At 44.7% G+C, this 25,817-nt stretch carries 21 protein-coding genes, 2 pseudogenes and 1 riboswitch; of the genes and pseudogenes, 7 read left to right on the top strand and 16 right to left on the bottom strand.

Annotation, left to right across the window (positions count from 1 at the left end):
• The first annotated feature begins 142 nt into the window (after positions 1–142).
• Both ACWGOO_RS07475 and ACWGOO_RS07470 read left to right on the top strand, forming a co-directional pair.
• Positions 143–1,468, top strand: coding sequence for a helix-turn-helix transcriptional regulator (locus ACWGOO_RS07475; RefSeq protein WP_452482149.1), 1,326 nt, complete (start codon positions 143–145; stop codon positions 1,466–1,468).
• Positions 1,443–2,243, top strand: coding sequence for a WYL domain-containing protein (locus ACWGOO_RS07470; RefSeq protein ID WP_452482148.1), 801 nt, complete (start codon positions 1,443–1,445; stop codon positions 2,241–2,243). Before ACWGOO_RS07475 ends, ACWGOO_RS07470 begins: the two co-directional genes overlap by 26 nt.
• Before the next feature lie 104 nt (positions 2,244–2,347).
• Here ACWGOO_RS07470 and cysK read toward each other — a convergent pair whose 3' ends face one another.
• From cysK to ACWGOO_RS07455, 3 genes are all read right to left on the bottom strand, one after another.
• Positions 2,348–3,271, bottom strand: a complete 924-nt coding sequence (gene cysK / locus ACWGOO_RS07465) for a cysteine synthase A (RefSeq protein WP_404592730.1) — start codon at positions 3,269–3,271, stop codon at positions 2,348–2,350.
• Between the two features lie 175 nt (positions 3,272–3,446).
• Entirely contained in the window at positions 3,447–4,445 is a 999-nt protein-coding gene (locus tag ACWGOO_RS07460; RefSeq protein ID WP_452482147.1) for a glycosyltransferase, read from the bottom strand.
• A gap of 44 nt (positions 4,446–4,489) precedes the next feature.
• Positions 4,490–5,536, bottom strand: coding sequence for an aminoglycoside phosphotransferase family protein (locus ACWGOO_RS07455; protein WP_452482146.1), 1,047 nt, complete (start codon positions 5,534–5,536; stop codon positions 4,490–4,492).
• Positions 5,537–5,802: 266 nt separating this feature from the next.
• Between ACWGOO_RS07455 and ACWGOO_RS07450 the strand changes: the two genes are divergently transcribed.
• Positions 5,803–6,375 carry a shikimate kinase gene (locus tag ACWGOO_RS07450; RefSeq protein WP_452482145.1) on the top strand — a complete coding sequence of 191 codons (573 nt, stop codon included), beginning with the start codon at positions 5,803–5,805 and terminating at the stop codon, positions 6,373–6,375.
• 148 nt (positions 6,376–6,523) lie between these two features.
• Here ACWGOO_RS07450 and aroD read toward each other — a convergent pair whose 3' ends face one another.
• The 7 genes from aroD to ACWGOO_RS07415 all read right to left on the bottom strand — a co-directional run bounded on the left by aroD (position 6,524) and on the right by ACWGOO_RS07415 (position 13,147).
• Positions 6,524–7,288: a type I 3-dehydroquinate dehydratase gene (aroD, locus tag ACWGOO_RS07445; RefSeq protein ID WP_452482144.1), complete on the bottom strand. Its 765-nt coding sequence runs from the start codon at positions 7,286–7,288 to the stop codon at positions 6,524–6,526.
• Positions 7,289–7,650: 362 nt separating this feature from the next.
• On the bottom strand, positions 7,651–8,652 hold the full coding sequence (locus ACWGOO_RS07440) for a Gfo/Idh/MocA family protein (protein ID WP_452482143.1): 1,002 nt from the start codon (positions 8,650–8,652) through the stop codon (positions 7,651–7,653).
• Between the two features lie 207 nt (positions 8,653–8,859).
• The gene (locus ACWGOO_RS07435) at positions 8,860–9,501 is read right to left on the bottom strand and encodes a deoxynucleoside kinase (protein ID WP_452482142.1); all 642 of its coding nucleotides are present in this window, start codon (positions 9,499–9,501) and stop codon (positions 8,860–8,862) included.
• Positions 9,498–10,121, bottom strand: a complete 624-nt coding sequence (locus tag ACWGOO_RS07430) for a deoxynucleoside kinase (protein WP_452482141.1) — start codon at positions 10,119–10,121, stop codon at positions 9,498–9,500. Before ACWGOO_RS07430 ends, ACWGOO_RS07435 begins: the two co-directional genes overlap by 4 nt.
• 169 nt (positions 10,122–10,290) lie before the next feature.
• Positions 10,291–10,890, bottom strand: a complete 600-nt coding sequence (locus ACWGOO_RS07425; protein WP_452482140.1) for a response regulator — start codon at positions 10,888–10,890, stop codon at positions 10,291–10,293.
• A complete protein-coding gene (locus ACWGOO_RS07420) occupies positions 10,887–12,020 on the bottom strand; it encodes a sensor histidine kinase (RefSeq protein WP_452482139.1) in 1,134 nt (377 codons plus the stop codon). Before ACWGOO_RS07420 ends, ACWGOO_RS07425 begins: the two co-directional genes overlap by 4 nt.
• A gap of 71 nt (positions 12,021–12,091) precedes the next feature.
• A complete protein-coding gene (locus tag ACWGOO_RS07415; RefSeq protein ID WP_452482138.1) occupies positions 12,092–13,147 on the bottom strand; it encodes a fatty acid desaturase in 1,056 nt (351 codons plus the stop codon).
• Positions 13,148–13,366: 219 nt separating this feature from the next.
• A riboswitch (ZMP/ZTP riboswitch) is annotated at positions 13,367–13,451 on the top strand.
• 113 nt (positions 13,452–13,564) lie between these two features.
• Here ACWGOO_RS07415 and ACWGOO_RS07410 point away from each other — a divergent pair.
• The 3 genes and pseudogenes from ACWGOO_RS07410 to ACWGOO_RS07400 form a co-directional block, all read left to right on the top strand.
• Positions 13,565–14,431, top strand: coding sequence for a bifunctional 5,10-methylenetetrahydrofolate dehydrogenase/5,10-methenyltetrahydrofolate cyclohydrolase (locus ACWGOO_RS07410; protein ID WP_452482137.1), 867 nt, complete (start codon positions 13,565–13,567; stop codon positions 14,429–14,431).
• Positions 14,428–15,063, top strand: a complete 636-nt coding sequence (locus ACWGOO_RS07405; RefSeq protein ID WP_354453671.1) for a cyclodeaminase/cyclohydrolase family protein — start codon at positions 14,428–14,430, stop codon at positions 15,061–15,063. Before ACWGOO_RS07410 ends, ACWGOO_RS07405 begins: the two co-directional genes overlap by 4 nt.
• A gap of 363 nt (positions 15,064–15,426) precedes the next feature.
• Positions 15,427–15,734, top strand: a pseudogene (locus tag ACWGOO_RS07400) (nitroreductase family protein); the annotation flags it as partial.
• 64 nt (positions 15,735–15,798) lie between these two features.
• Here ACWGOO_RS07400 and ACWGOO_RS07395 read toward each other — a convergent pair.
• Positions 15,799–19,239, bottom strand: coding sequence for an S-layer homology domain-containing protein (locus tag ACWGOO_RS07395; protein ID WP_452482136.1), 3,441 nt, complete (start codon positions 19,237–19,239; stop codon positions 15,799–15,801).
• 377 nt (positions 19,240–19,616) lie between these two features.
• Entirely contained in the window at positions 19,617–20,324 is a 708-nt protein-coding gene (locus ACWGOO_RS07390; RefSeq protein WP_452482135.1) for a hypothetical protein, read from the bottom strand.
• Positions 20,325–20,559: 235 nt separating this feature from the next.
• Between ACWGOO_RS07390 and ACWGOO_RS07385 the strand changes: the two are divergent.
• A pseudogene (locus tag ACWGOO_RS07385) lies at positions 20,560–20,826 on the top strand (IS110 family transposase); the annotation flags it as partial.
• A gap of 119 nt (positions 20,827–20,945) precedes the next feature.
• Here the strand turns inward: ACWGOO_RS07385 and ACWGOO_RS07380 are convergent.
• The 4 genes from ACWGOO_RS07380 to ACWGOO_RS07365 all read right to left on the bottom strand — a co-directional run bounded on the left by ACWGOO_RS07380 (position 20,946) and on the right by ACWGOO_RS07365 (position 25,655).
• Positions 20,946–21,224, bottom strand: coding sequence for a hypothetical protein (locus tag ACWGOO_RS07380; protein ID WP_452482134.1), 279 nt, complete (start codon positions 21,222–21,224; stop codon positions 20,946–20,948).
• Between the two features lie 838 nt (positions 21,225–22,062).
• On the bottom strand, positions 22,063–23,442 hold the full coding sequence (locus tag ACWGOO_RS07375; RefSeq protein WP_452482133.1) for an amino acid permease: 1,380 nt from the start codon (positions 23,440–23,442) through the stop codon (positions 22,063–22,065).
• Between the two features lie 619 nt (positions 23,443–24,061).
• A complete protein-coding gene (locus tag ACWGOO_RS07370) occupies positions 24,062–24,505 on the bottom strand; it encodes a HEAT repeat domain-containing protein (RefSeq protein ID WP_452482132.1) in 444 nt (147 codons plus the stop codon).
• 883 nt (positions 24,506–25,388) lie between these two features.
• Positions 25,389–25,655, bottom strand: a complete 267-nt coding sequence (locus ACWGOO_RS07365; protein WP_452482131.1) for a hypothetical protein — start codon at positions 25,653–25,655, stop codon at positions 25,389–25,391.
• Between the last annotated feature and the right edge of the window lie 162 nt (positions 25,656–25,817).

Genomic DNA, 25,817 nt, shown 5'->3' with positions numbered 1-25,817 from the left:
ATATTATCTTTTATTTTGCTTGCCGCGAACATGGCGAAAGTATTACAAAGATGAATAAATTCCCTTTTCCCTGCATCTCTTCCCTGTTAAAATAAAGGGATACTTGTTTTCGGAGAACGGCAACAGAAACGGGGAATCCGCCATGGCGAGAGAGAGCTTTGATAAAGAAATTCAATTTCTGCGCATGCTGACACTGACGAGCGGCGCTTATAATCGACAGCAATTTGCAGACAGACTGGGCATTTCGGTACATACCTTTGATAAAACGATCCGGCGTCTCAAAGAAATCGTTCAATCTGTGCAGCAGCAGTTACCTGCGGAACAGGGACATGACTTCAATGAAATGCTGCGCTTCAACTACTATGAATCCGCTGATCCGCTACTACTATTTCTGTTTCGGGCCAAATCGCTCAAGGAGTCGGAAAGCATCCGCCTGGCCCTTCTGCTGACAGCGCTACAGTCACAACCGCTGACCACCATGGAGCTGCTGGATGCCTGCTGCGACGGGCTGCCTCCCGACAGTACGCTACCGGAAGAGAAAACGATCCGTTCGGACCTGAAATATCTGGTCGAAGTGGGCGTAGTTCGCAAGGAATCCGGAGGCAGACCTTATCGCTATGCTGTCCGCAACGATCTGGTCACCGGACTGACAGACGAGGAATTACTGGACCTGTATGACTTTGTGGATATTATGGCAAATACGCAGCTTCCCTCTGTACAGGGATATCTGCTGCGGGATCATTTGAAAAAAGCTATGCGCCGTCAAGCTGGGGATCAGGAGATGGCAGAACCTTTTTTATACAAGTACCACTATTACTCACGCATTCTGGATGAGGCTCATATTCTTCCGCTTCTTCACGCCATTCGGCAACGTCGCTGTGTGACTTTTTTGTACTTTTCGGCGGCCAAACGAAGCATGTACGGGTCACAGAACACGAATCCGCTGTTTGAAAAAGAAACCGAAGGCCGTGAACACACCATTCTCCCCTTGCAAGTCATCTATGATCATCAATACGGGCGTTGGTATGTGCTGGGTCAGGTGGGCAGCAAAGGAATCATGAAGTTCCGCATGGAGGGCATGACACAATTGGTGGGGGGCGAATCCGTGTCGGAGCAGCGTTTTGCCGACCTGCTGGCCGTGTTGGAAGAAAGAATGCGGTATAGTTGGCTTGTGGATACCGGGCGCGCCGTGAAGGTGCAGGTACGTTTTTTCAATCCCGAAGGTGCCAAACGCAACTTTATTCGGGAACGTGTGCTGTTGCAGGGGCAATGGGGAACGATCACAGAGGAAGAAAGTGAATCCTTTATCTATGAAATTACGGTGAACGGAATCACCGAGATTAAACCATGGCTTCGCAGCTTTGGATCAAGCTGTGAGGTATTGGAACCTAAGCGGCTGCGTCAGGAATTCAAGCAGGAATGGAAGGAGCTTCAAGCCTATTATGAGCCTATTCGAGAAAATATTTAACTACCAGATCGTCTCGCGGCTGGATGAATCGGGCGCTTTTGCTACCACATCGCAGGAAAGAATCTGGCTCCAGTCCATGCTGGCAGATCCGGCGGCGACGGAAGCTTTTACCCCGTCTACGCTCGATAAGCTTCGGCTAATACTCGCAGAAGACGAGCCGCTGGAGGTCGATGGCAGCTTGAGGGAAAAGGTCGGCATCCCTGCCTCCCCGGTTTATCATCCGCTCCTGCGTATATTGCGTCCCATCCTGCGGTCACGCTCAGGTATCTGTATGAGCTACAGATTGCGCAACGGGCGTGTTCATGAGCGCATGTCCGGTTTTCCGTATAAACTGGAATTTTCCATGGTCAAAAAGGAATGGAGCCTGCTTTGGTACAACCGCAGACACCGTGCGCTGATGTCCACCAAGCTGTCCAACATCGTAACCATCACCGAAGAGGAAATTTCATCTGAAGAGACCGAAAAATTCACCCAACGTATACTCGGTATTCTGGAGTCACGCAAAGAACAGGGCATCATCGAAATTATTCCTATCTACAACGGGGAAATATCCCGTATTTTATACGCCTTTTCCTGCTTTGAGAAAGAAGTAGAGTATATTCAGGATGCTGATACCTATCACATTACGCTCACTTTTCAGGCAGACGAAGATGAATATATACTGTCCAAAATCCGTTTCCTCGGCAAACGCGTCAAAGTCGTCCAAGGCTCCCGGCTCATTTCCCGAATGAAGGAAACAACTGCCAGAGCACTTGCAAGATACGAAGAGGATTAGCTACTGGCTACTTGAACACAAACAGGTCCATCCTCTACCTACTAGGACAAAGGGTGGACCTACATGTGATCGTGTATAACGATGTGCACCGAATCGCACCTTTTTTATCCGAAAATCCCCATGCTCAAATAACGCTCTCCTGTATCCGGGGCAATACAAAGCACCCGTTTACCTGGTCCCAAGCGCCGAGCTTCCTGAATTGCCGTCCATATTGTAGCTCCGCTGGAAGGTCCGACGAGAATTCCTTCCTGAGCAGCAATGGCCCGTGTCATTGCAATCGCATCCTCATCCGAAACCTGTATGATTTCGTCATAAATATCCGTATTCAGTACGGCAGGAACGAATCCCGGGCTAGTACCAACCAGCTTATGCGGACCAGGCTTGCCACCTGACAGCACGGGCGAACCCTTCGGCTCTACCACGACAACCCGCAGATCCGGCAAATGCTGGCGCAGCACCTCACCCGTTCCCGTAATCGTACCGCCCGTTCCCGAAGAAGCGACGAACACGTCCAGCTTGCCTTCTGTCTGCTCCAAAATTTCAAGTGCAGTCGTCGTACGGTGGATATCCGGGTTGGCCTCGTTTTCAAATTGATGCGGGATAAAGCTCCCTTCAATCTCAGCCCCCAGTTCCAGCGCCTTGCGAATCGCTCCTGACATCCGTTCCTCCGCTGGTGTCAGCACAACCTCAGCCCCGTACGCTTTTAAAATATTGATTCGTTCCCTCGTCATATTCGACGGCATCACCAAAATCGCACGGTAGCCTCGGGCAGCCGCATTCATCGCTAAGCCAATCCCCGTATTCCCGCTGGTCGGCTCAATAATAGTTCCACCTGGTTTTAAATGTCCGGCCTTTTCCGCCTCGTCAATCAAATTACCCGCCGCCCGATCCTTAACACTGCCGCTGGGATTAAAGTATTCCAGCTTCACATACACTTCCGCATCCTGCGGTCCGGTTAACCGTTGGAGCCGCACACAAGGCGTATCTCCAATTAAATCCGTAATACTGTGTACCACTTTAAGCGTCACCATTGTATCCCCCTTGCATGAATCCATACTATAAAAATAACATATTTACTCCGCTCATACCTGTCGCTTTTGTAAAATACATAAATCATATCTACTTAGTATGTAAAATTCTTGCAATTGGGTCGCTAAATGTGGTTTCTAATGATATACTCGCAATTACTGCGACGTTACCTGCTCAGCTTAACCAAGCCTCAAAAAAGTCCCGATATCCCTGCTTCATCACCTTACTTGAAAACTTTTCCATTGCATACACCTGATTTTCCTTGGAAACCCGACGAGGTGAGGCAGCAGCCATATTGACCAGCTCGAACCAGTTTTTCTCATTGCCCGAAAAAGAGTGCGTGGAGCTGATATGTCCGTAGCAAGGATGCTCAGGCTTCACGACGATTTTACCCATAGCCAGCGCTTCGGTCAGCGGCATCGCAAACGTGTCGAATTGGGAGCAGCTCCAGTATACTTTCGCCGTATTCATTAGCGCGAATACCTCATCCTGCGTCAACGCAAATTGAAGCTTCACATTGTCAGGGATATCGTACTTCTTCATGCTTTCCTTGTAGCGTTCCCCGCCAAACACCATGTAAACTTCCTTGTCGGAATTATGCCGTGCATACTCCAACACCAGATCAGGACGCCGATTCTCCTCATCCCTTCCAATCCACATCACCCGATTCTCCACGACCTGCGAAGGGTCAAAATGCTTTTCCACCAGCCGCTCATTAAATCCAATGGGGATGACCGTCACATCGGTTACACCAAATTTGGATGCCATCTCCTGCTTGAGAAAGTCAGTCTGCACAATAGCCTTGTCCACAATCTGGTAAAAAGGCTTCATCATCTCATAGCCTGTAAGCGCCGGATCAGGAAAACTGTGCGGAAAAAGCACACTGTTTTTAAAAAACATATTCAAATATGTAAAGCCGGATACCGTATAAATAACATGCTCAATCTGCTGCTCATGAAGCTGGTCGAGTACCACGTCATAATTGACCAGATCGCCCTTTTCATGTTCATAACCTGGAAGCCAATCATGGCTGCTGACATGGCGCTCCGGGGACACAAATACGATGTCCACGCCCAGCTCCAGCCCGATCTGCTTCAGACGTTCCGCAAAAATACGCGGGCCCTGCGCTTCGGCAAACTGTATTTTTCTCATGACCAAACCGACTTTTTTCATATATATCCCCACCTTCGTTTTGCGATCTGTATGCATGCTGTAGTTCAAACCCTTGATTTACATCGTCTGGCTTGTCCCCATTCCAGCATCGCTGCGCACTGGTTCAAGCAGGCTAACGCCTCGCCCCGTTGGGCTTCTAATTGCTCTTTTGACCATTTATCACCGTTTATATACAATTTCGTTCCGATCTTTCGCAAATCACTTTCAATTAACAACAGCATCCATAGTGTAAATACCACGGCAAACATGCTGTATTCTTGCATAAATGTGCCCCGATCCAGTCCTGCTCCCAGCAGCTCCATCTGCTCCAAATACCTGTCCAGCAAGCAAATTCGCAAATCGGACGTCATACGCCGAGGATACAATGGATGGGACATATCAATCAGATGATACACATCCCAAAGCGGTGTGTTCAAATGGGTATGCTCCCAATCCAGCACCATCAGCCGATCCCCACTTAGCGCATAGTTTCCCGGATGAAGGTCACCATGAGACAGCACAAGCTGCGGTGAAAAAGTGAACGGATCCAACTGTGCATACATACGCTGCACCTGCTGTTTAGGAACCCCTAACGAGTTGCAAAGCTTCAGCACATCAAGCTGGCGCATATACAGTTCAGCAACCAAATCTTGAATAAGCGGCTTCGGTCCTCGCAGTGTAATTCCGGTAAAACGATCCGTCGGCAAAGCATGCCATCCTGCTACAAGTCCAACAGCTCGCAACATGGTTTCTTCTTCGTGTAGATGATGTAACGGACCAAGGTCCTCAAAAATCATCCATTCCCCACTGCCATCTTCCCCCGAATCAGACCAATCTAGCAATCGGGGATAAACCGACGGTAGTGAAGGAAGTACATGCTCATAAACCCATCTCTCCCGGCCTTCTTGCCCATCATTGGTTAACGGCTTGAACACATAACTCTCAGAAGGTGACACGTAAAAACGTTCAACATGTCTATCATTTGTACCTGTATATAAAACTTCCCGACTCCATACCTGCGTATCATTCAAAGTACCGTCAACATTCACATATGGATGAAATAGACTCATAGCTTCCCAACTTTTTTGTATAGAGTGTAGTAGCACGATCATATCACAGTACTCGTTCTGAACGAAGCCCGGCTTGTCTTTTGAGCGTTCCTATCCTGTTTCAATTAATATTTAGTATTGCCAGACTCGCTCGTATTACCGGATTTAAAGCCTTTGAACCCGTATCACCACCTTCGTACAATGAATCCATTGACCCTCGCTTTTGACGTGATCTATACTATTGAATGACTTGTTTGATGAACGTATAATGTATTTAATGCTTTGAAGCGTTACAACTCAACATTACTGGTGAGAAAAGAGTGGTTATCGTGCAAAACAATAGTGAGATTCCATTAAGAGAACAAAATATTGTGCTCATCGGCTTTATGGGCGTAGGCAAAACAACGATCGGTTCCCATCTCGCGCGCAAGCTGTATCGGGACTTTGTGGATATTGATCAGGAGATTGAACAAGAGTACAATATGCCGACCACAGAAATTTTCAAAACATATGGAGAAAAAAGATTCCGTGAGATTGAAAAAGATCATATTCTCAAACTATGCAACAATACCCGCCTGAAAGTCATCTCGGTTGGCGGCGGTGCCTTTTTACAAGAAGAGGTTAAACAGGCCTGCCTGGCTTCATCTATTGTCTTCTTTTTAGATTTAAATTGGGAATCCTGGAAGGATCGACTCAAGATGCTCATTGATACCCGGCCCAATCTGCAAAACAAGAATTTGGAGGAAATTGAAGCTCTTTTCCGTTCCAGACAAGACACTTACGCGGTGAATCACTCCAAGATCGATACAGATCAGTTGGATGAAGAAGAAGTCGCAGACTATATTATTCAAACTCTAAATCTCGGTTGGGAACTGTATGAGCCTACCCGTGGATTGAATTAAGTTTCTAACAGGATCATCGGTAGACCACCTGCGTCTCCTGAACTCACAAACACTTAACAAAAGGAAGGCTCAATCATGCTTACTGCATGCGAGCCTTCCTTTTCTTGATGCTAGTTCATGGGTTGCCAGCATGAATACCATGTGTCTTTTATGAATGACTGTGCAGCACTGTTAATATTTCTCTCAGTTCAGTGACAGGTATCTGCCCTGGCGCAGAAGCTTTCTTAGCGGCACCAAAGGTTAAAGCCGAACCAAACAGCTCTCCGGTCAGACGGCTCACGACACCTTTTCCCGCCATCGACATCGTAATAATAGGCCGGTCTGCATATTCCTCTGCCATGGTACGCGTGGCATCCAGCAAGGTCAGCACATCGGCCGTACTTGTCGGCATGACCGCTATTTTAGGCAGATCGCCTCCCAACTCCTGCGCCTTACGCAACCGAGATACGATTTCCTCCTTCGACGGTGTCTTCTGAAAATCGTGGTTGGATATGATCACGGATACGTTATGCTTATGCGCAGCTTCCACCAGCGCCTTCACATCGGCCTCGTCATTAAAAAGCTCCACATCAATGATATCTACCTGTCCCGTTTCGGCTGCCGTGCGGTTCAACTCCACATAACTAGCCGTACTAATTTCCTTTTCCCCGCCTTCCCGGGCGCTGCGGAACGTAAAGACGAGCGGAATATTCGCCAAGATGGACCGGATTTCATTCAAGGTAGCCTTCACCTTCTCCAAATCCTCTACATGTTCGAAAAAATCGACCCTCCACTCCACGATATCCAGGTCGAGTGTACGCAAATGGACAGCTTCTTCCTTCAGTTGCTCCCACGTTTCTCCCACCATCGGAACACAGATTTTAGGCGCGCCTTCACCGATCAGAACATCTTTCACCTTAACGATTTTCGCCATATCAAACTCACTCCCAAATAGCAGTTTTAAGTCGAACATTTACAATATTTCATAGTATAACGTATTCTAAATAAGCTTGCTGATGATTAGGGCCGGTTTGTTGGCTTACTCCGGATCAAGCGCGATTTTAAGGGACAATTTGCGACTTGAATGTCAACTGAAGCACACCGCATGATTAACACCTTAAGACAAGAGGGAAATCTGTGAATAAAAACGGATACATCCTTCATTCTCCTGTGATCACAGCAGCTTACACTTTTTGGGGCATATAAAACCAAATAAGGCCGACCGGATGTTTGCAAAGTATGCAAAACCGGCAGCCCCGTTTCCCTGTGCCAGGGTATCGTTGAATCACTATCCAACTAATGTGCAGACGTATTTTTCAAATCCGCTTCAAAGCGAAGGCCAATCTGCTGTCTTGCATCCTCCATCACTTCGGCGACTGCGAGTGAACACTCCAGTGAATTAACGGAGCTATTGCGTTCTCCGCTTTTAATCAGATCAATAAACTCCTGAATTTCATAATACATCGGTTCACGCGTCTGTGCTTTCGTCAGATCCTCAATCGTGCCGTCCCGATAATGAATCTTCACCTCATACGGTTGGCTAATTTTATCAATCACCATCGTTCCATTTTCACCCTGAATTTCGGCTGGCAAATAGGAATCGGCAATTTTGGAATGCATGACGACAGCATCCATATCCTGGTATCGCATAGCAATGCTGCCTTCCCCATCTACACCAGAGGACAGGAGCACGCCAACCGCACGAACTTCCTCCGGTTTGCCGAACAATGCCACCATAGGATACAGGCAATAAACCCCAAGATCCATCAATGAGCCATTCGAAAAAGCCGGATTAAAGGCATTTAACACTTTTCCTTGCTTAAAAGCATCAAAGCGTGATGAATATTGACAATAACTTGCAAAATAACGCCGAACCCGGCCTATTTTATACATATGCTCTTTAACAATTTTAAAGTTTGGCATAAGCGTGGATTTAATGGCCTCCATCAGCAAAACATCATTGTTGCGCGCGGCTTCAATCATGCTCTGCACCTCCTTTGCATTGGAGGCAAACGGCTTCTCGCACAGCACATGCTTTCCGTGATTCATACACACAATCGCTTGCTCCGCATGCAAGGAGTTGGGACTGGCAATGTATACGGCATCCACCTGATCACTTGCAGCCATTTGCGCTAGGTCTGTAAATACCTCCGGATGGCTGTTATATTTGGCGGCAAAAGCTATGCCTTTATCCTCTGTTCGTGAGTACACCGCCGTCAGGGCAAATTCGTCCGTCTCTACCGCGGCTTGAATAAATCTCTCCGTTATCCAGTTGGTTCCAATAATACCAAAACGCATCACAGTATCCCATCCTTCCCCGTGAGTAATTTACATTTAATATATGTATCTATTCTCGCATTCTAGCCTAAGCTTGTCCACTATACGGTTATGCATACTTCGTCCTTAGAAATAATCTATTCGACAAAAAAAAACTGCGATCATCAGCCAAATTCATCTCTGATTGTACCACAGTCCTTGTATGTTTATTGGGTTTTATACCTACTTCTATTTTTTGGAGATAATCTTGCCTACCTCTACCAAAATGGCATCCATGGAAGCTGGGTCATGCACGTCATATTCATCAATGTTCATGCGAAGCACAGGACAGGCATCGAACTCGTTGATCCAATTGGAATACCTGCGATGCATTTGCTCCCAATAAGATCGCTCTGTCTGGATCTCCATTTCACGACCGCGCTCCTCGATCCGGCTCAGTATGGATGGCAAGCTGCCTTCCAGATAGACCAGTACATCCGGGTGTGGGAAAAATGGCGTCATCACCATCGCCTCAAACAGACCGGTGTACGTTTCATAATCCGTAGGGTTCATCGTCCCCTGATCGGCATGCATTTTCGCAAAGATTCCTGTGTCCTCATAAATCGAACGATCCTGCACAAAGCCTCCACCGGACAAGAAAATGTTTTTTTGCTCCTTGAAGCGCTCGGCCAGGAAATAAATTTGCAGATGAAAGCTCCATCTTTCGAAATCGTGATAAAACTTCTCCAGATATGGATTATGATCTACCTTCTCCAGTGAGGTTTTAAAGTCTAGGCGTTCAGCCAGAGCGCCCGTCAGCGTGGATTTACCAACACCTACCGTACCCGCTACCGTAATCAGGGCATTCGCGGGGATGTTGTAATTATTCATTGTATAAGCTCCTTTACATCGGAAACAATCTGTTCAAATTGGGCTCGGTTTTCTACAAAATCAATCTCATTCCCGTTAACGGTCAATATCTTGGGAAAAGGAGCTTGTTCGGCGAGAAATTGCATGCCTTTGTCATAATCCGTGATGAGCTGCTCCAGATATGCTGGGTCCATCTCCTGTTCAAAGGAGCGCGCCCGTTTGCGAATTCTGCCTAGCAGCGTATCCAAATCGGCTTTAATGTAGATAATCATATCCGGCTTAGGCATATCGTCTGTGAGCAGATGATAGATTTGGCGATATTTTTCAAGCTTCACACCCTTTAGGGTGCGCTCAGCAAAAATCAGATTTTTATACATATGATAGTCGGAAATAACAGGCTGTGCTTTCTCGATATATTGCAGGCCCGTATCCTCCAGTTGCTTGTACCGATTGCAGAGAAAGAACATTTCCAGTTGGAAGCTCCACTCATCTATATTTTGGTAAAATTTATCGAGAAACGGATTCTCCTCGACAATCTCTTTAATAATCGGCATATGCAGCTCCGTTGAAAGCATCGAAGCCAAAGTCGTTTTTCCTGCTCCGATCGGCCCTTCAACAGCTATAAACGGGGCTTGTTTCATGTGCTTCCGTTCCTCCTTGTACTTCAGTCCATCCCATGGACAGCTATCCTATTGTATCACAAGGAAGTAGGCTAAAGGCATATCAAATCTACGGATAAAACAACAAAACAGAGAGGCTATGTCTTCCTTCATAGCTACCCTGTTTCTCCTTGGACATTTCTGCTATCGCTTATTTAAACCAGCCTTTTTCATTAAAGCGCATAATCGCTTCAATCCGGTTGCTGACACCCAGCTTATCGAGAATAACTGAAATATAATTGCGCACCGTTCCTGTCGTTATATACAGTTCACCAGCAATCTCTTTTGTGTTCTTTCCGTCTGCAATGAGCGCCAAAACGGTCTTTTCACGCTCAGTTAGTGGGTTGACTTCGGCATAAGCATCATCGACCAGTTCCGGGGCATAGATACGCCGGCCTGCCATAATACTTCGAATCGAGGAAGCCAGTTCTTCACTGGGACTGTCCTTGAGCAGATAACCGTGCGTGCCTGCCTTGATGGCCCGTTCAAAATATCCGGGACGGGCAAACGTGGTTAGAATCAGCACCTTGCAATTCAAGCCTTTAAGTTCCTCAGCCGTATCCAATCCGCTCTTGATTGGCATTTCGATATCCATGATGCATATATCCGGCTGATGCAGCTTGACCAGTTCTAAAGCCTCTTCCCCGTTGCTTGCTTTTCCGACTACTTTCATGTCCTCTTCCAAGTCCAGCAGGGAGGCCAAAGCACCCAGCAGCATACGCTGGTCTTCCGCAATGACAATTCGAATCATGGCCCCACCTCCTCATTTGGCTTTTCAGTGATATTCGGCACTTTAATGATCAGGACCGTTCCCTGATCTGAACGCAGTTCCATACAGCCGTTCACAAATTCGAGTCTTTCCTTCATCCCTCGCAGACCATTCCCCCGAAAGGCTGCATGTTCTCCCGTAACGCCGACTCCATTGTCCTGAATCCGAAGGGTCAGCTCCTTACGAGACGGCTCAATGGCAATGAAGCAAGCTCTAGCACCACTGTGCTTAACCACATTGGTCACCGCCTCTTTCATGCACATACTAAGCACATTCTCGTTCATTAAAGACGTATGCTCCAGCTTTGGGTCGCCCTCCAAGGTGAATTCAATGTGAGCAGCCTTTAAAATCTGTCGAATACGCAGTAATTCATCCTCTAATCGCATACCTCGCATCTGAGTGACCAATTCCCGCACTTCTTTTAACGCACTTCTCGCCGTAAGACGGACATCGTTAATTTCAGCGCGAGCCCGCTCCGGGTACTGACCCATCAGCTTGCCAGCCAAATCACTTTTCAGCCCGATGAGTGACAGCTTCTGACCCAAGGTATCATGCAGGTCGCGCGCAATTCTTTGCCGCTCCTCCAGCTTAATCAATTCCGATATTTTCTTATTGGCATCCTCCAATTGCACTTGAAGCCGATCACTTTTATTTCGGTTAAAAGTGGTTATCGGAATCAAGATTACACCAAGCAGATTCAGCAGAATAAAAGGGATCTGCTTAATAAAAACAGGATTATCAGAAACAAAACCATAATTGATCAATCCAATGGTAATAATCATAAGAAGAATATACAGTGTCGTAAATGCGGCTTTACTTTTAATATTACCGATCAGAAAGGCGATAAATATGGAAAAATACATATAGCTGAACAGCAGCGTCATCGTAATCGATATGACGATCTGTACACTGGTCCAGAAGTATATCAGCCAGCCCCGCGAAACAAAAGCCAGCACATAACAAGCAAAAAAAACTAAAATAATGGCGGTGCCCAGAATAATATGACTTGTAGATGAAGAGCTAAAAAAATAAAAGGGCAGGATATAAAAGACAATCCACACATAAGGGCTAAGCCCCGTATTTCTTTGGAAAATCTGATACCATTTTTGCATCCTACCCACCCTTTATGATTCACTAATTCAGCTTACATCCCTTATCTTATCATATCGCGTTTCGTACAAAGTTATTTTCTTTCCGTGCTCACAACAGATGTGGGAACGGATTTCGTAGCGGCAACCCGTTTGGTGAGCAACGGCTTCACTTGTTTAAAGGTCAAAAAGGTTTTCGTACTTTCATCCCAAAGCCGGAACTTCAGAGATTGCAGACTGGTTCTTACCGTGATGGTCGTCGCTTTTTGAAGCTGCGGGGTTGCATCATGCGCCTTCTCCAAATTATAATTCGGCACTTTCGGACTCAAATGATGAACGTGATGGAAACCGATATTACCTGTAATCCATTGCAATACCTTAGGAAGCTTATAATAAGAACTGCCTTCTACGGCTGCGTTAATATAGCTCCAGTCTTCATCATGCTCAAAATACGAATCCTCAAACTGATGCTGTACATAGAACAACCATATTCCCAGCACACCTGATACAAAAAAAATAGGTGCCTGCACCAAAACAAAAGCCTGCCAACCGATAGTCCAGCACAACAGTGCATACAATAAAACTAGAGATATATTCGTTACATGCGTATTTATTCTTTCCTTGCGTTTTGCATTCTTTGTGTTAAAGCGATAGGAAATCAAAAAAGTGTAGATCGGACCGAGTCCGAACATACCCCATGGACTCCGGTATATACGATAAGCCAGTCGTGTCCATGCAGAAGCTTCTACATACTCTTCCACCGTAAGCACCCACATATCACCTGTGCCTCGTTTATCCAGATTACTGCTGGTTGCATGGTGGATCGCATGACTATTTTTCCATTGGTCATACGGGCAAAGTGTAATAACACCTGTAATCGTGCCTACAATGTCATTCAGCCTGCGACTTTTGAAGAACGATTGATGACCGCAATCATGAAAAATGATAAACGTTCGTATAACAAACCCGGAAGCAATAATAGTAATGGGAAGGGTCAGCCAATACGATACCGACAGACTAAGATAAGCGGCATACCATAGCAGGATCAGTGGACCCAGGGTGTTAATGAGTTGCAGAACGCTGGATCTCGTGTTTATTTTCTCGTAGGGAGCCATATTTTTTTTCAATTGGGCTAATGGGAGTTGTGTCATACTTAGTGTTGATCCTCCTTTAAAATGACGCCCATACCTTGATCTCGTCAGGCGTACATGTTGATCTAACCTTAGTATAAGGGGGTACCTGTGTTCGATGTAGTCATAAATGTCAGTTCAGGGATATGACATTTGTCATATAGGCAAATAACATTACCTCTTTGCCAAATGTTCACGGGTTTATTTTCGGTAGAATATTTGTTAAAATACAAAGTAAATAACGCTGTATGTGACTGGCGAAGTCAGTGGAATCAACCACGAGGGAGCATACAATGAAAGCGTGCCGTTCGCCTGGGAGAAGTATTTGCAGAGGATTCGTCTGTCGTGACGACCTTGTGCAAATACTTTTTTTCGTTTTACAAGACCATGACACCCTGTTGATTCCATTATGCGATAAATTTAGAGGAGGTTCGGACTATGGCTATCATTATGAAATCCAAAGAAGCAGCTGAGCAAGTGTATTCAACGATCCGTACCCAGGTAGAACAAATGAAACAGCAAGGGCATCGCCCTCATTTGGCAACACTGTTGGTAGAAGGCGATCCTGCCTCTGCCTACTACGCCCGGACCAAGCAAAAAATAGCGGAGAAGCTGGGCATCTCCTTTCATCTTCATATCTTTGACCGCCATGTTAAAGAAGCCGAGCTCCTTCACCTGATTGACAGCCTGAATGAAGCCTCTCATGTTCATGGCATTATGCTGGAATTGCCCCTTCCCCAGCATTTATCCGCATCCGTCATCAAACAGTCCATCGCCCCGTACAAGGACATTGATGGAATTACCCCGGGCAATAAACTGGCTACCGTTACAGGGGAAGCTGGACTGTATCCCGCTACACCTCAAGCCTGTATTGAACTGCTCAAACATTACGGCCATACATTGGCAGGCAAAAATGTTACTCTTGTTGGCATCGGACAGACCGTGGGACTCCCGCTCTTTCACATGCTGCAAAGAGAAAATGCGACCGTCACCGCCTGTCATGCGGGCACACGTGATATTGCAGAGCATTTGAGTCATGCAGATATTGCCTTCGTCGCAGTCGGATGCCCTGATGTGATTACACAGGATATGGTGCATCCCGGCCTGATTCTGGTGGATGCAGGAATTAACGAGACGCTGGAGGGAAAAATAGTGGGGGATGCCGCCTTAGACGTTGGAGAAAAGATACATGCGATTTCTCCCGTGCCCGGCGGTGTCGGCACATTAACGACTGCAATTTTGTACAAAAATCTGCTCAAAGCGATTGACCTGCAACAATACTCCAGAGAGGTGGTTTATTCATGAGTGAACTGTCGTGGAATGATTCCATCAGGCATTTTCTGAAAGAAGCTGGAAGCGCAGCGCCTACCCCCGGAGGAGGAAGTGTATCCGCACTGGCAGCGGCACTGGGCGCGGCTATGACCTCCATGACCGCCAACCTTTCCCAAGGAGAAAAATACGCGCATGTTCATGGACAAATCACTGAAGTGATTCATAGCATGGAAAATCTGTCTGCGCGCTGTGAGGAACTGATGACCGCAGACATTCAATCCTTTGAACAATACATGACCGCATTGCGCTTGCCCAAAGAAACAGACGAAGAAAAACGCTATCGAACCCATTCCCTACAGAACGCAGTGATCGCCGCCATTGAGGTGCCGATGCGTTTGCTGGAAGTATGCCGGGACGGATTGTCCCACGCCTACCGAATTGTGGAGGCGTCCAATAAAAATGTCATTTCTGATCTCGGCATAGGCGCAATCCTGTTTGAAGCTGCTGCTCAATCCGCCCTGCTTACCGTTGACATTAACCTTGCCTCACTAAAGGACTTAGATGTCAAACAATCCTATGAAACCAAAACAGCTACACTCATCCGTGAAATTGCACAAATCAAAGAACAAACCTTATTGATCGTGCGCAGCCGAATTACGGGCTGACCATTGGAGGAGCTCGTCCCAAGCCATATTCTGCTTCCATGCTCACAGCTCGGCATAGGGGATTATGAATTTCTTTACAGTACGCCGGTTCCTGTACAAAAACCGATTCTCGTCCGCCTCAACGGTACGCCTGTCTCCCTAAGTAACGGGGTTATTGCCCGGAAAGGGGCAGGCGTTTATTCCCCTCCGTTCTGTTTTTGACAAGCTGGGGGCCGAGGTCACTTATGATTTTAACAGCAAAATTGCGGAATTGAGCGAATGGCCAGAGTGATTCCAAGCGATCTCGAAACGCCTACACGATGCTTGGTTTTATAGTCTTCTCCCCAAATCCTTCATTAAGTTAATAATCGGAGTCAGAGTTCTTCCAAATCGGACTTCGATTTTATTCTCGAAACAGGTCGTTTATCCCCCAACTCGTTTGGCATTGAACCCTGGAGATTCGTTGTCGTCCAAAGTAACGCCATGCGTGAGAAGCTGCTCCCATAATCTTGGGGGGCCAAAAAACAACTGGAAGGTTTTAACAAAATCAAAATCGAACAAACTCTTTCCGAAGAAGGATCATGGATGCCGAGCATTTCGGCATTTCCTGCATGGTGGCTTTTGGATATCGTCTGAATGAGCCACGCGGAAAGACTCGGCGACCTGCGGATCAAGTTATTGAATGGGTGTAACTAAAGGACGAGTAGACCAAAAAGAACCGAAAGCGATATGCTCTCGGTTCTTCAGTTCTTGTTCTTACTGATAGTTCACTTTTTCTGAGAAATAAATCTCCTTCAAACGATCTTTTACGCGCTGAATTTCATCTGCTGTTAACGGAGCCGTAGGATTTAGCTTGAAGTTCCTTCCGGTGACATAGCTTACATCCACTTTCGATTTCACCTTGCCGTACGGCATCTTGGGAACCGGACTGCGGGTATAGTCCGTAAAATCAATAATGGACCATGCCGCATCTCCATCCTCCCTGGATAAAATGATCCGCTGTGAGGCGTTTTCTGTCCACAAGTAACGCAGATTGGCCGGCGAATTATTGGAGCCCGTAGCAATGCCGGAGCCCCTAAACATGAGTGAAAATTTCGAATGATCATTATTCGATCCAGCTGACGATTCATAAATCTGCTTCAGCCCGTCCACTCCCACAATTTCGACCTCACGGTCAGCAGGGAAGTGATTCACAAAGTTATCCCATATTTGAGACAGGTGTGGTTTTGTGGCAAACGAGTGGATGTCCAGAATAATGGACATGTAGTTTACCGTATTTAAGCGTTGATAAGGATTATCCAGATATTGCTGTGCTATATACAGTTGTGGTGCCGCATCCGTTTTTTCATTCATATTTGGGTCACCTGGTGCGAGCGTCCAGCGTGAGGAACCTTCTGTATAGCGTGATCCAATGGGATCAATCGTAACCGAGTTCATAAACACGGTACCGCTATTATCGGTAAGCCCCTGTGCGGGAACAATCGGATTATCCTTATTGGACCAGTAAGGCATCAAAGGTGAACCCTCACCATATATGTCGTTAACATTATACTGTGTAGCCGACCACCCCATGGCTGAAGTGATCTTATAATGATCTTTAAGCCATTGGGCCTGCTCAGGATTAACCGTATAGGTGGACAATGATTTAGGCAGATACTTCCGATACTGGTCTGTATCCATGCTTTCAAACACCGAAGGTGATCCCAACGTACCGCCTTGGTGCAGCTCATTGAGTGCAGTATAACGATACATATACAACCACTCGGCCTCCCGATCTTCCCAACTATGAAGATTAAACTTGTTATTCGCATCCCCGTCCATAATCCCGACTTCATCGCCATACTGATCCACGTATTCAAAAACCTGTTTAAGCTGCGGGCGATTCTCAATGTAAAAAACAAATTCATTTTGCATAGCCCAGGTCACTTTTAAGTTGGGGCCAAAGTGATTCATCAGCAATTGACGAGCTTGCTTAATTTCGTCTACCGTGGTCGTTTCGCCCACTTCCTTACTTCCCTGCAGTACTATGGAGACAGCAAAATATTGCTTTTTGCGTTTTCCGGGTACTACAGTTAACTCGGCATCGGATATGAAGTGAATTCCCTGAGATGGTGATTCAACCTCGATCTTGAATGGAATGACAGAGTCCACTGCCGGAATCAGATGCAGATTGGCAATATGTCCATCCTCGTCAAATATTCCCGTGGAATCCTCTATCCGAAGCTTCAAGTCTGACGGCAACAAACCGGGCGGTATGACCTCTCCCTTGGCATTATGAAATACGTAGGGCATACTCCAGGCTGCAGGGTCTAGAGTAGCGGCCTGTGAAATGGTGTACGTCGCCAAGTATACGGACCTGATTACACTCGGGTCCTCTACCGGAGGAGTTTTTCCTTTCACAATCAGTTGGACCTGTGCTTTTAGCACCTGATAAGGCTTGGCAATGGTGACTTCCAACTCGACAGGAATAATACCATCTGAAGCAGGAATATTTTCGGAATGCGCGATTTTCCCATGCTCATCAAAAACACCTAATGTATCACTAAATTTGTAAGTGACACTTGTGACGCTGACATCGGGAATGCTTACCAAGCGCCCTTTATTGTAGAGCTCAAAGGACAGCTGATACGAAGGATACGTTTCCGGTTGATTTACCAACTCCGGCGCCTTGATTACTACCTCATCCGCTTCAATTGCACTTGGATCCTCTACTGGAGGAGCCTTCCCTTTCACGATCAGCTGGGTCTGTGCTTTAAGTACCCGATGGGGCTTGGCAATGGTGACTTCCAACTCGACAGGAATAATACCATCTGAAGCAGGAATATTTTCGGAATGCGCGATTTTCCCATGCTCATCAAAAACACCTAATGTATCACTAAATTTGTAAGTGACACTTGTGACGCTGACATCGGGAATGCTTACCAAGCGCCCTTTATTGTAGAGCTCAAAGGACAGCTGATACGAAGGATACGTTTCCGGTTGATTTACCAACTCCGGCGCCTTGATTACTACCTCATCTGCTACAATTGCACTTGGATCCTCTACTGGAGGAGCCTTCCCTTTCACGATCAGCTGGGTCTGTGCTTTAAGTACCCGATGGGGCTTGGCAATGGTGACTTCCAACTCGACAGGAATAATACCATCTGCAGCAGGAATATTTTCGGAATGCGCGATTTTCCCATGCTCATCAAAAACACCTAATGTATCACTAAATTTGTAAGTGACACTTGTGAGGCTGACATCGGGAATGCTTACCAAGCGCCCTTTATTGTAGAGCTCAAAGGACAGCTGATACGAAGGATACGTTTCCGGTTGATTTACCAACTCCGGCGCCTTGATTACTACTTCATCCGCTACAAAATCCGAAGAATGATCTGGCGGTGAATCGGTCCTTGGACTGTGACTTTTAGGCTCCTCGATTTCCGGATTCACACGTTGGTGACTAATTTCCGGTGCCAAGTCGACCGCTACTTTCTTCGGTTCCGGCAGGCTTGACGGCTGATTCGTCGTCACAGCTCCGTTTCCTAATGATTCCAGCAAATGCTTGGCACGCTCTCTCAGATCGTCACCGCCTAGCCATACCCGGTAAGCAACCAACGTGGCATCTTGTCGTGTCACAAATTTTTTGGGGTGGAAATAATGATTCGTATCCCCCTCTATCAGCTCTAATCGCTCCATCAGCCACGCGCTCGTTTGTGCATAGTCTGATATATTAGATTGATCCACAAAACTGGATATACCGACAGAACGGGTATCTTCAGAAATACCAAAATACCTAGCATACCAAACGGCCATATCCTGACGAGTCATATTGTGCTTGGCACCAAATAATTGATCACCAATTCCTTTAGTAATGTTCTCTTTCTGCAAGATCTGAACATAAGGTAAAGCCCAGGAAGACACATCACGAAAAGAAATAACGTCTTTGTCATTAGGTGTACGTTTTAAGGTTTTAGCAAAGATGCTAGCCCATTCCTGCCGTGAAATAAACTGTACAGGTCGAAAACTACCATCCTGATAACCCGTAACATAACCTTGAGCAGCCATGGCCTCAATCGCATCCGCTGCGTAGGAATGTTCAATATCGTTAAAGGCCCTAACTGCAAAAACAGGCACAGTATGTATACAGAACAACCAAACAGCCAGTAAACCAGCCATGTATTGCCTCATTCGTTTGAACTTTTTTTCACATCTCATTATTTTAGACCATTACACCTCCTTTACGAGATAGCATTGGGTCACTTTCACCTGTTCCTCTGTTTCAACTTTGAAGATAACCCTTTTGTTTTCAAACGAATTTCCATTTCTATTAACAAAAAACTGTATATATTTAAACTATCGGAATAATCTCTCCAAGATTGAATAAGGACAGTAAAAAAAAGTAGTTCTTGCAATTCTGTTCTCATTCATTCATATGTTTCTAAAGCTGTATATCCCAATTACTTAACAATGGTCTTCATTGGTAACCAGATGTTTATACAAGAGGTAACATCTTGTATCCGCATTTGGCATGGAGAATACAAAATGTTATCTCTTATCATGTAGAGTCTACTATTTAAATCCCGTTTTCTCTTTTATTCTTCTATATACTTAGAACCCTTATAAACATAATAATATCCATTTAAAGTTCCATTTTGCGGATAAGCAGCGGGATCTTTATCTTTTATTTGACCTACAAGCTGTCGATTTATAAACGTAGGTGTTCCTTCCTCGATTAGCGCTTCAGCAGACATCCCACTGATAGGTCTTACTGTACTGGACCAGAAAGTAACTAAATAGACAGCGTTAGCATTAAATTGATATCGTCCTTCACTTGGTGTTCCCTCATAAAACAGTTTCGCCAAAGAAGTTGCTTCTGACCCTCTCATAAAAATTCGAATATCACTAGTTCCGTTCCATCTATGAGGAATACCACCTCTGGGATTTATATACTTTACAACCTCAGGCTCCTGATCGCGAATAAAATCAATAACCGTAAATTTATAAATGCCATCCGTTACACTCTTGGTTACAACTCCTGTTGTTTTACCCGTTTCATAGCCGCTGAAATTCCCATACACATTTGGGGTTTTGCTAATAGCGTCAAAAAACTTTTTCTTATCCATTTTCCCTTCTCTTCCATGTACCGGAGTCAGTCTGTAGGTCTTGATCTCCGTGCCCTTGTACTTATCCCAAGCGTATTCGTAATAAGAATCTGCATAAGTTACTCCACCGTTCCAAGCCACAGATGCCACCATGAGAATACCTATCATCCAGAATAATAGCCATTTTTTCAACAACATACCCTCAACCTCTTTCCTCCAAATAAATTCATATTATTAACAGTATATCTTTTCAATCATTCTATTTAACAGTTAAATATTAGAAGAGAAAAAATTTCAAACATGAATATTTAACGTGTAGATATTTGGCTACCATTGAAGTTGAATGATGTTATTTCCCAGTATTTTGCTGATCCGTAGCTGCCCTGAGTCTTTGTTCCATTTGTGTAGATACCATAATGCTTAACAAACCCATCGTGAAATGCGAGATTTGTGCCGACTTCGTAAAAAACGTATCGGGCATCTCACCTCGGAGAAGAATCGGATTCAAAAATTTCTGGAAGCCAGCAATGTGAAGCTGGGAACCGTGATTTCCGATGTATTCGGCGTATCTGGCCGAGAACTACTGACTCGTCTCATGAAGTAAGGGTACATCGACGCCCAAGAGCTTGACGTTTGTGTGAAAGGATCGCTCAAAAAGAAAAAGAAACAGATCCAGGAATCGTTGTTTGGCACGATTACCTTTTCCGGTTGGATCGGAAACCCGCCGAATCGGATGATCCGAAATGCGTACCAGTCCGTAACGATCCGCAAAGATAAGAAGCTGCTCTGCGTCGTATTTAGCCCTATTTGTCCTGCTTGCTACTCGGGCTTCGTTTTAGCTACGTCTGAGTACGTTTTTGCTTCACCTTTTGCAGCATTGTCTGTTGTAATGCTCGCCGTAGCGTCCACACTTGTCTGTCCCGTAGCATCAAGATCCATCTTAGTAGCCTGTGTGGCTGTGGCAGTTGTAGACGTAGCCGTTGTCGCTCCGGTCGTAACTTTACCTTCACTTTGCTTCTGGAGGTCACCACATGCTGCCAGCATGGCGGTTAAACTCATTACAGCCGTCATCAATATAATATACTTCTTCGCCTTCATCCGATATCTTCCTCATTTCCTTATGTATCATTCTATTGTTCACACCTGCACAAATACACTGAGCTTACTCATTTATCTTCGCAGTCCAAATGTATCTTCAATATTATGGAATTCATCTTATTAGAAATAAAATGAGGGAATACGGGACCATACTCCTGATTATATTTAGTTTCTTCTATAGTAATTCGTTGTTTCCTGAATTCAATACGTGTTTGTCTCCCTGAAAATAGGCAAATTGCCCGTTGACTTTCCTTATACTGCGAGCTTCGGTACTACTTCTTTCCACTTATTCTCTCTGACGCAAAAGCAAAAAGGAAGCTCTTTACCTACATTACGCCTACTCTATTTTTATGTTCATTTGAAGTATCACAATCTGATTTTTAGAATATACAATATAATCAGGAAGGGTGAACTTATCTATATTTAACAAAATGGATATCTACAGAATACTCTCTCGCATATCTGGATACCTTTAAGCACTCATCCACTATTGCACAATTTTTTTTAGGACTCCTGTTTTTATTTTCCGACATCTCGGAGTTTAAAGCAACGCGAAATAGTATGGCCTAGCTAGCTTTATCGTTTCCTTTCTCACTTTTTTTGTATTTATATTTACGCAATTTGTGCGAAAAGGATAACCTCACGTAAAAATGCCGAGCGAACTCAGGATATAACCTGAATGGCACTCGGCAAATTTTTACATATTCCAGCATTTTGCATAATTCGATTCCTAACGCTTAAAAGTACAATATATAGACGAACTAAACCGTTTCGATCTATACATTGCTAATTTGAAATCGCTCTTGGGATTTATGCAAAATGCTCATTTAGCAACCTTCTACTTCTTATCTAATTCTTCAATTCTCTGCCTCTTCCCCATACCAAAGACAAAATAGCCGGCAATGACGATTGCCATGAATGCTGCTCCGACAATCAATGACGTGCGCGTGTCTGGATTGAACCACATTCCAACGATCACTAGGAACAAGAAGATAATGGTGATGTAGTTGCTAATCGGGAAAAAACGAGACTTGAAGGGATGATCTTCCATTTCGTTCTTCCACTTTCTCCTGAATTTAAATTGGCTGATCGCCATTGCGAACCACGGTACCATGCCTGGAAGAACACTGGCGCTATAAATATACAGGAACAGTTTGGAATCAGGCATTAAGTAATTAAACAGCACTCCCACCAGCAGCAAGGAAATGGTCGCAATAATACTGTTTCTGGGAACACCGCTTTCAGATACTTTCCCAAAGAACTTGGGGGCCTGTCCGTTTTTAGACAATGTATATAACATTCTTCCCGCACTGTAAATCCCGCTGTTGCAGCCCGACATCGCTGCTGTGAGAACAACAAAATTAATAATGCCCGCAGCGGCAACAATTCCTACTTTGGCAAAGGTCAGAACGAAAGGACTGCCGATCTCGCCAATTTGATTCCATGGATAGATCGTAATAATGACAAAGATCGCACCGACATAAAAAATCAGAATACGCCAGATAATATTCTTAATGGCTTTTCGCAACGTCATTTTCGGATTTTCTGCTTCACCCGCCGTAATGCCCACCATCTCTATACCTTGATAAGCGGCCGTTACAATACAGAGCGCAAATAGAAAACCTTTCAAACCACCCGCAAAAAAACCGCCATGGCTGTACAGATTGGAGAGACCAATCGGTTGCCCACCGTTCCCCAGGCCAAAGAAGATCATACCCGTGCCAACAATCAGCATAAAGATAATGGCGACAACTTTAATCATGGCAAACCAAAATTCAAATTCTCCATAAAATTTCACAGCCGCCAAATTGGCTAACGCAATAATGACGACACCTATCAAGGCTGGCAGCCATTGCGGAATGTCAGGGAACCAATAGGCCACGTACACTCCAATCGCAGTAACCTCCGCCATCCCTACAGTAACCCATAAGAACCAATAGCTCCAAGCGGTCAAAAAACCGGCCAAAGGGCTAATATATTTATGAGCAAAAGTAGCGAATGAGCCTGTCACCGGTTCTAGAATCAGCATCTCACCCATCATCCGCATGACAAAAAACATAATGATCCCAGCTAAGAGATAAGCCAATAGTACAGAAGGCCCCGCCCATTTTATCGTACTTGCCGACCCCATAAATAAGCCAACGCCAATTGTACCTCCAAGCGCAATCAGCTCAATATGCCGTGGCTTTAGCCCTCTCGTTAATTGTTTCGATTCCAAAAGAACGCTCCCCTTCGTATATGTTCATCATCAAACGTTAATGACTCGGAAAACCGTCTCCCCCCAAACATTATTAATATATTTCGAACTGCCGTGATGCTGATCGAATGACTACAGAGTCATTCCACACTTCGTAAGTGTAAGTATACGATGAAATCACGTCCTATCCCCGTTCAAACCTTGCTGTTTCCAAGACCGAGTCCGTAGTATTAGAAGAATTGTATGACAAAAAACGCCTAAATACAACTGCTATTTAGTAGACATTTTCAGGGATGAAATGGAAAGGAAGGAGATTTATTTTTTTCCTAACATCGGCCAATTTATTACGACAATCAGACTGGGGAAACGTCTCGATGGGGACGTATTTTTCAATGATAAATATCACTATGAACTATTCTCAGATGAGTCACAAGCACGAAGATTTGAATTGGCAGCCCATATTCGGCAATTAAATAAGATGTAACACATTAAAAATCACACAAACAAGGAAAAGATACAAATATACCGACTCCCAAGAGATAAAAAAGACCTTAACAAAGATAACCCCCTATCCTTGTTAAGGCATTGTCTGCTCACCAGTAACAATCCTTAGAATGCATTCAATTGCAGGGTTCCAACATTATCTTGTGGATAACGAAGTCCACTTTTGCTCCAGCCACTGATCAAACTCAGCACCCTTGTCACCTTCATAGACGTCATAGATGTCGACTCTCATCTTGTGCAGTTTCTCGCGAAAATCGCTATAGGTATGGTCGTCTGGCAGACTTTTTTTAATCCTCACCAGAATTTTCGTCAGACCCTTAACGAGATTACCCTCTTTGCGCACGGGTGGCTCTACTTTCTCGCCCCATTCCTGTAGCTTGCGGTAAGCGGCTTCCTGAACGGCATATACGGTATCATTATTCAATCGGTGTGTCAGCACGTCAATCGTCTGCTGGTTCTTCCATGCGCCCAGATCATTCACCGCAGCTAGACGCGCTTTCCAATCGGAGGTTCGGTTTACAGCAACTTTAAGCTGCTCATATACTTCTGCAAATTCTTGCTGAGTTTCGTTGTTTTCCAAAATAATCTCATCCTTTTCTATATCTGAGTCAATCTATATCCGATCCTGTAGCGGTTCCACCATTAATAGGCTTTGCACACTTGTTCCTCGGCCCCTGTGGCTTTATTCAAAAAATCACTACATTTGCTGTTCATCACGATTGCCGTTTGTTAAATATAACATACTTGCAGGTTTTCTTCATATCTTGAACCATTCAGCCGAATCAAATTCCTCATACGTTGAAATCTAAAGAACCTCGTACCAGCCCAATTCCATCTTATTATAACTATGATTGATTGGTCACAGTTATTTTAATCATGGCAAGTCTATATAAGTTGAGGAAGCATGGATTGTGAATCTCGTCTCTCGGCCCATTGAGCCAGGTCAGTTGCATCAACCAGTAGTTTAGAATGCATAAAACTTCCTCCCTAGTATTTCAATTTTCAATCCTCATTATACGATGCTCTTGCTACTTTTGAATCTACCCTGCGTACCCCAAGTCCTGTTAGCAGTTCTAATCCTCTCAATTACATGGCAATTTGCCTTCTTTTTGCATATACGTTCTTGCCAACCGTTTTCACCTCATCGAAATATCTCAACTTATATAAAAGGACTATATACCCACGATCAAGGAAATGATCCAATCCATTATTCTACTAAAACCTGCATGAATCTTCTTTATTTTCTTACACTATAGCATATTAATGGGGATATATGGAACTAAAAAAGCCCTTGAGTAATACCAAGGACCTGATTATCCTGAATCTAGGATGACTACGAATATCCGATTTTATAGTCTCCTTTGAACATTTCACTTTGAAGCAACAGCTACCTGTATCCAGGTTTTTTAGATTCAGTTGCTCACAGATGAATCCCAAGTATTTTTTTCGCGAAATTCCTTATATCATTCGCTTCTTCTATAAAAATCAATTATTTTTTTTGCATTTCCAATAGATAAACCATACTTAGTTCTGACTCTTTTTATTGCTTCTACTTCTGTTGCCTCCGTTAAAGCCTCTTCAATGAAAGATTTAACTTCATCGTTATTTCTATATGACTCATAAAGTGCTTCCTCTAATGAGTTTAATTTCTTTGAATTATAATAATTTGTAATGACAGAGAATATAAGTGCTAACAGCAAGAATATTATTAAATAAACTGAGTTGTCCATAAAGTTCCTCCTATTTTTCTCAAAACAGATTATTAGCGCTTAAAAGAATAAAGCACTTATGGAGCAAGGGGAACAGATTGCCCCAGCTTGTCCAAAGTGCTCTTATAATCATAAAGAAATGCTAAGTTACGACTAAGGATAACTTACTTATAAATTTATCCT

The sequence above is a fragment of the Paenibacillus sp. NPDC055715 genome, from assembly GCF_053617595.1.
Note: the sequence above shows the minus strand (reverse complement) of the source record. Positions and strands in the feature narration are given on the sequence as shown.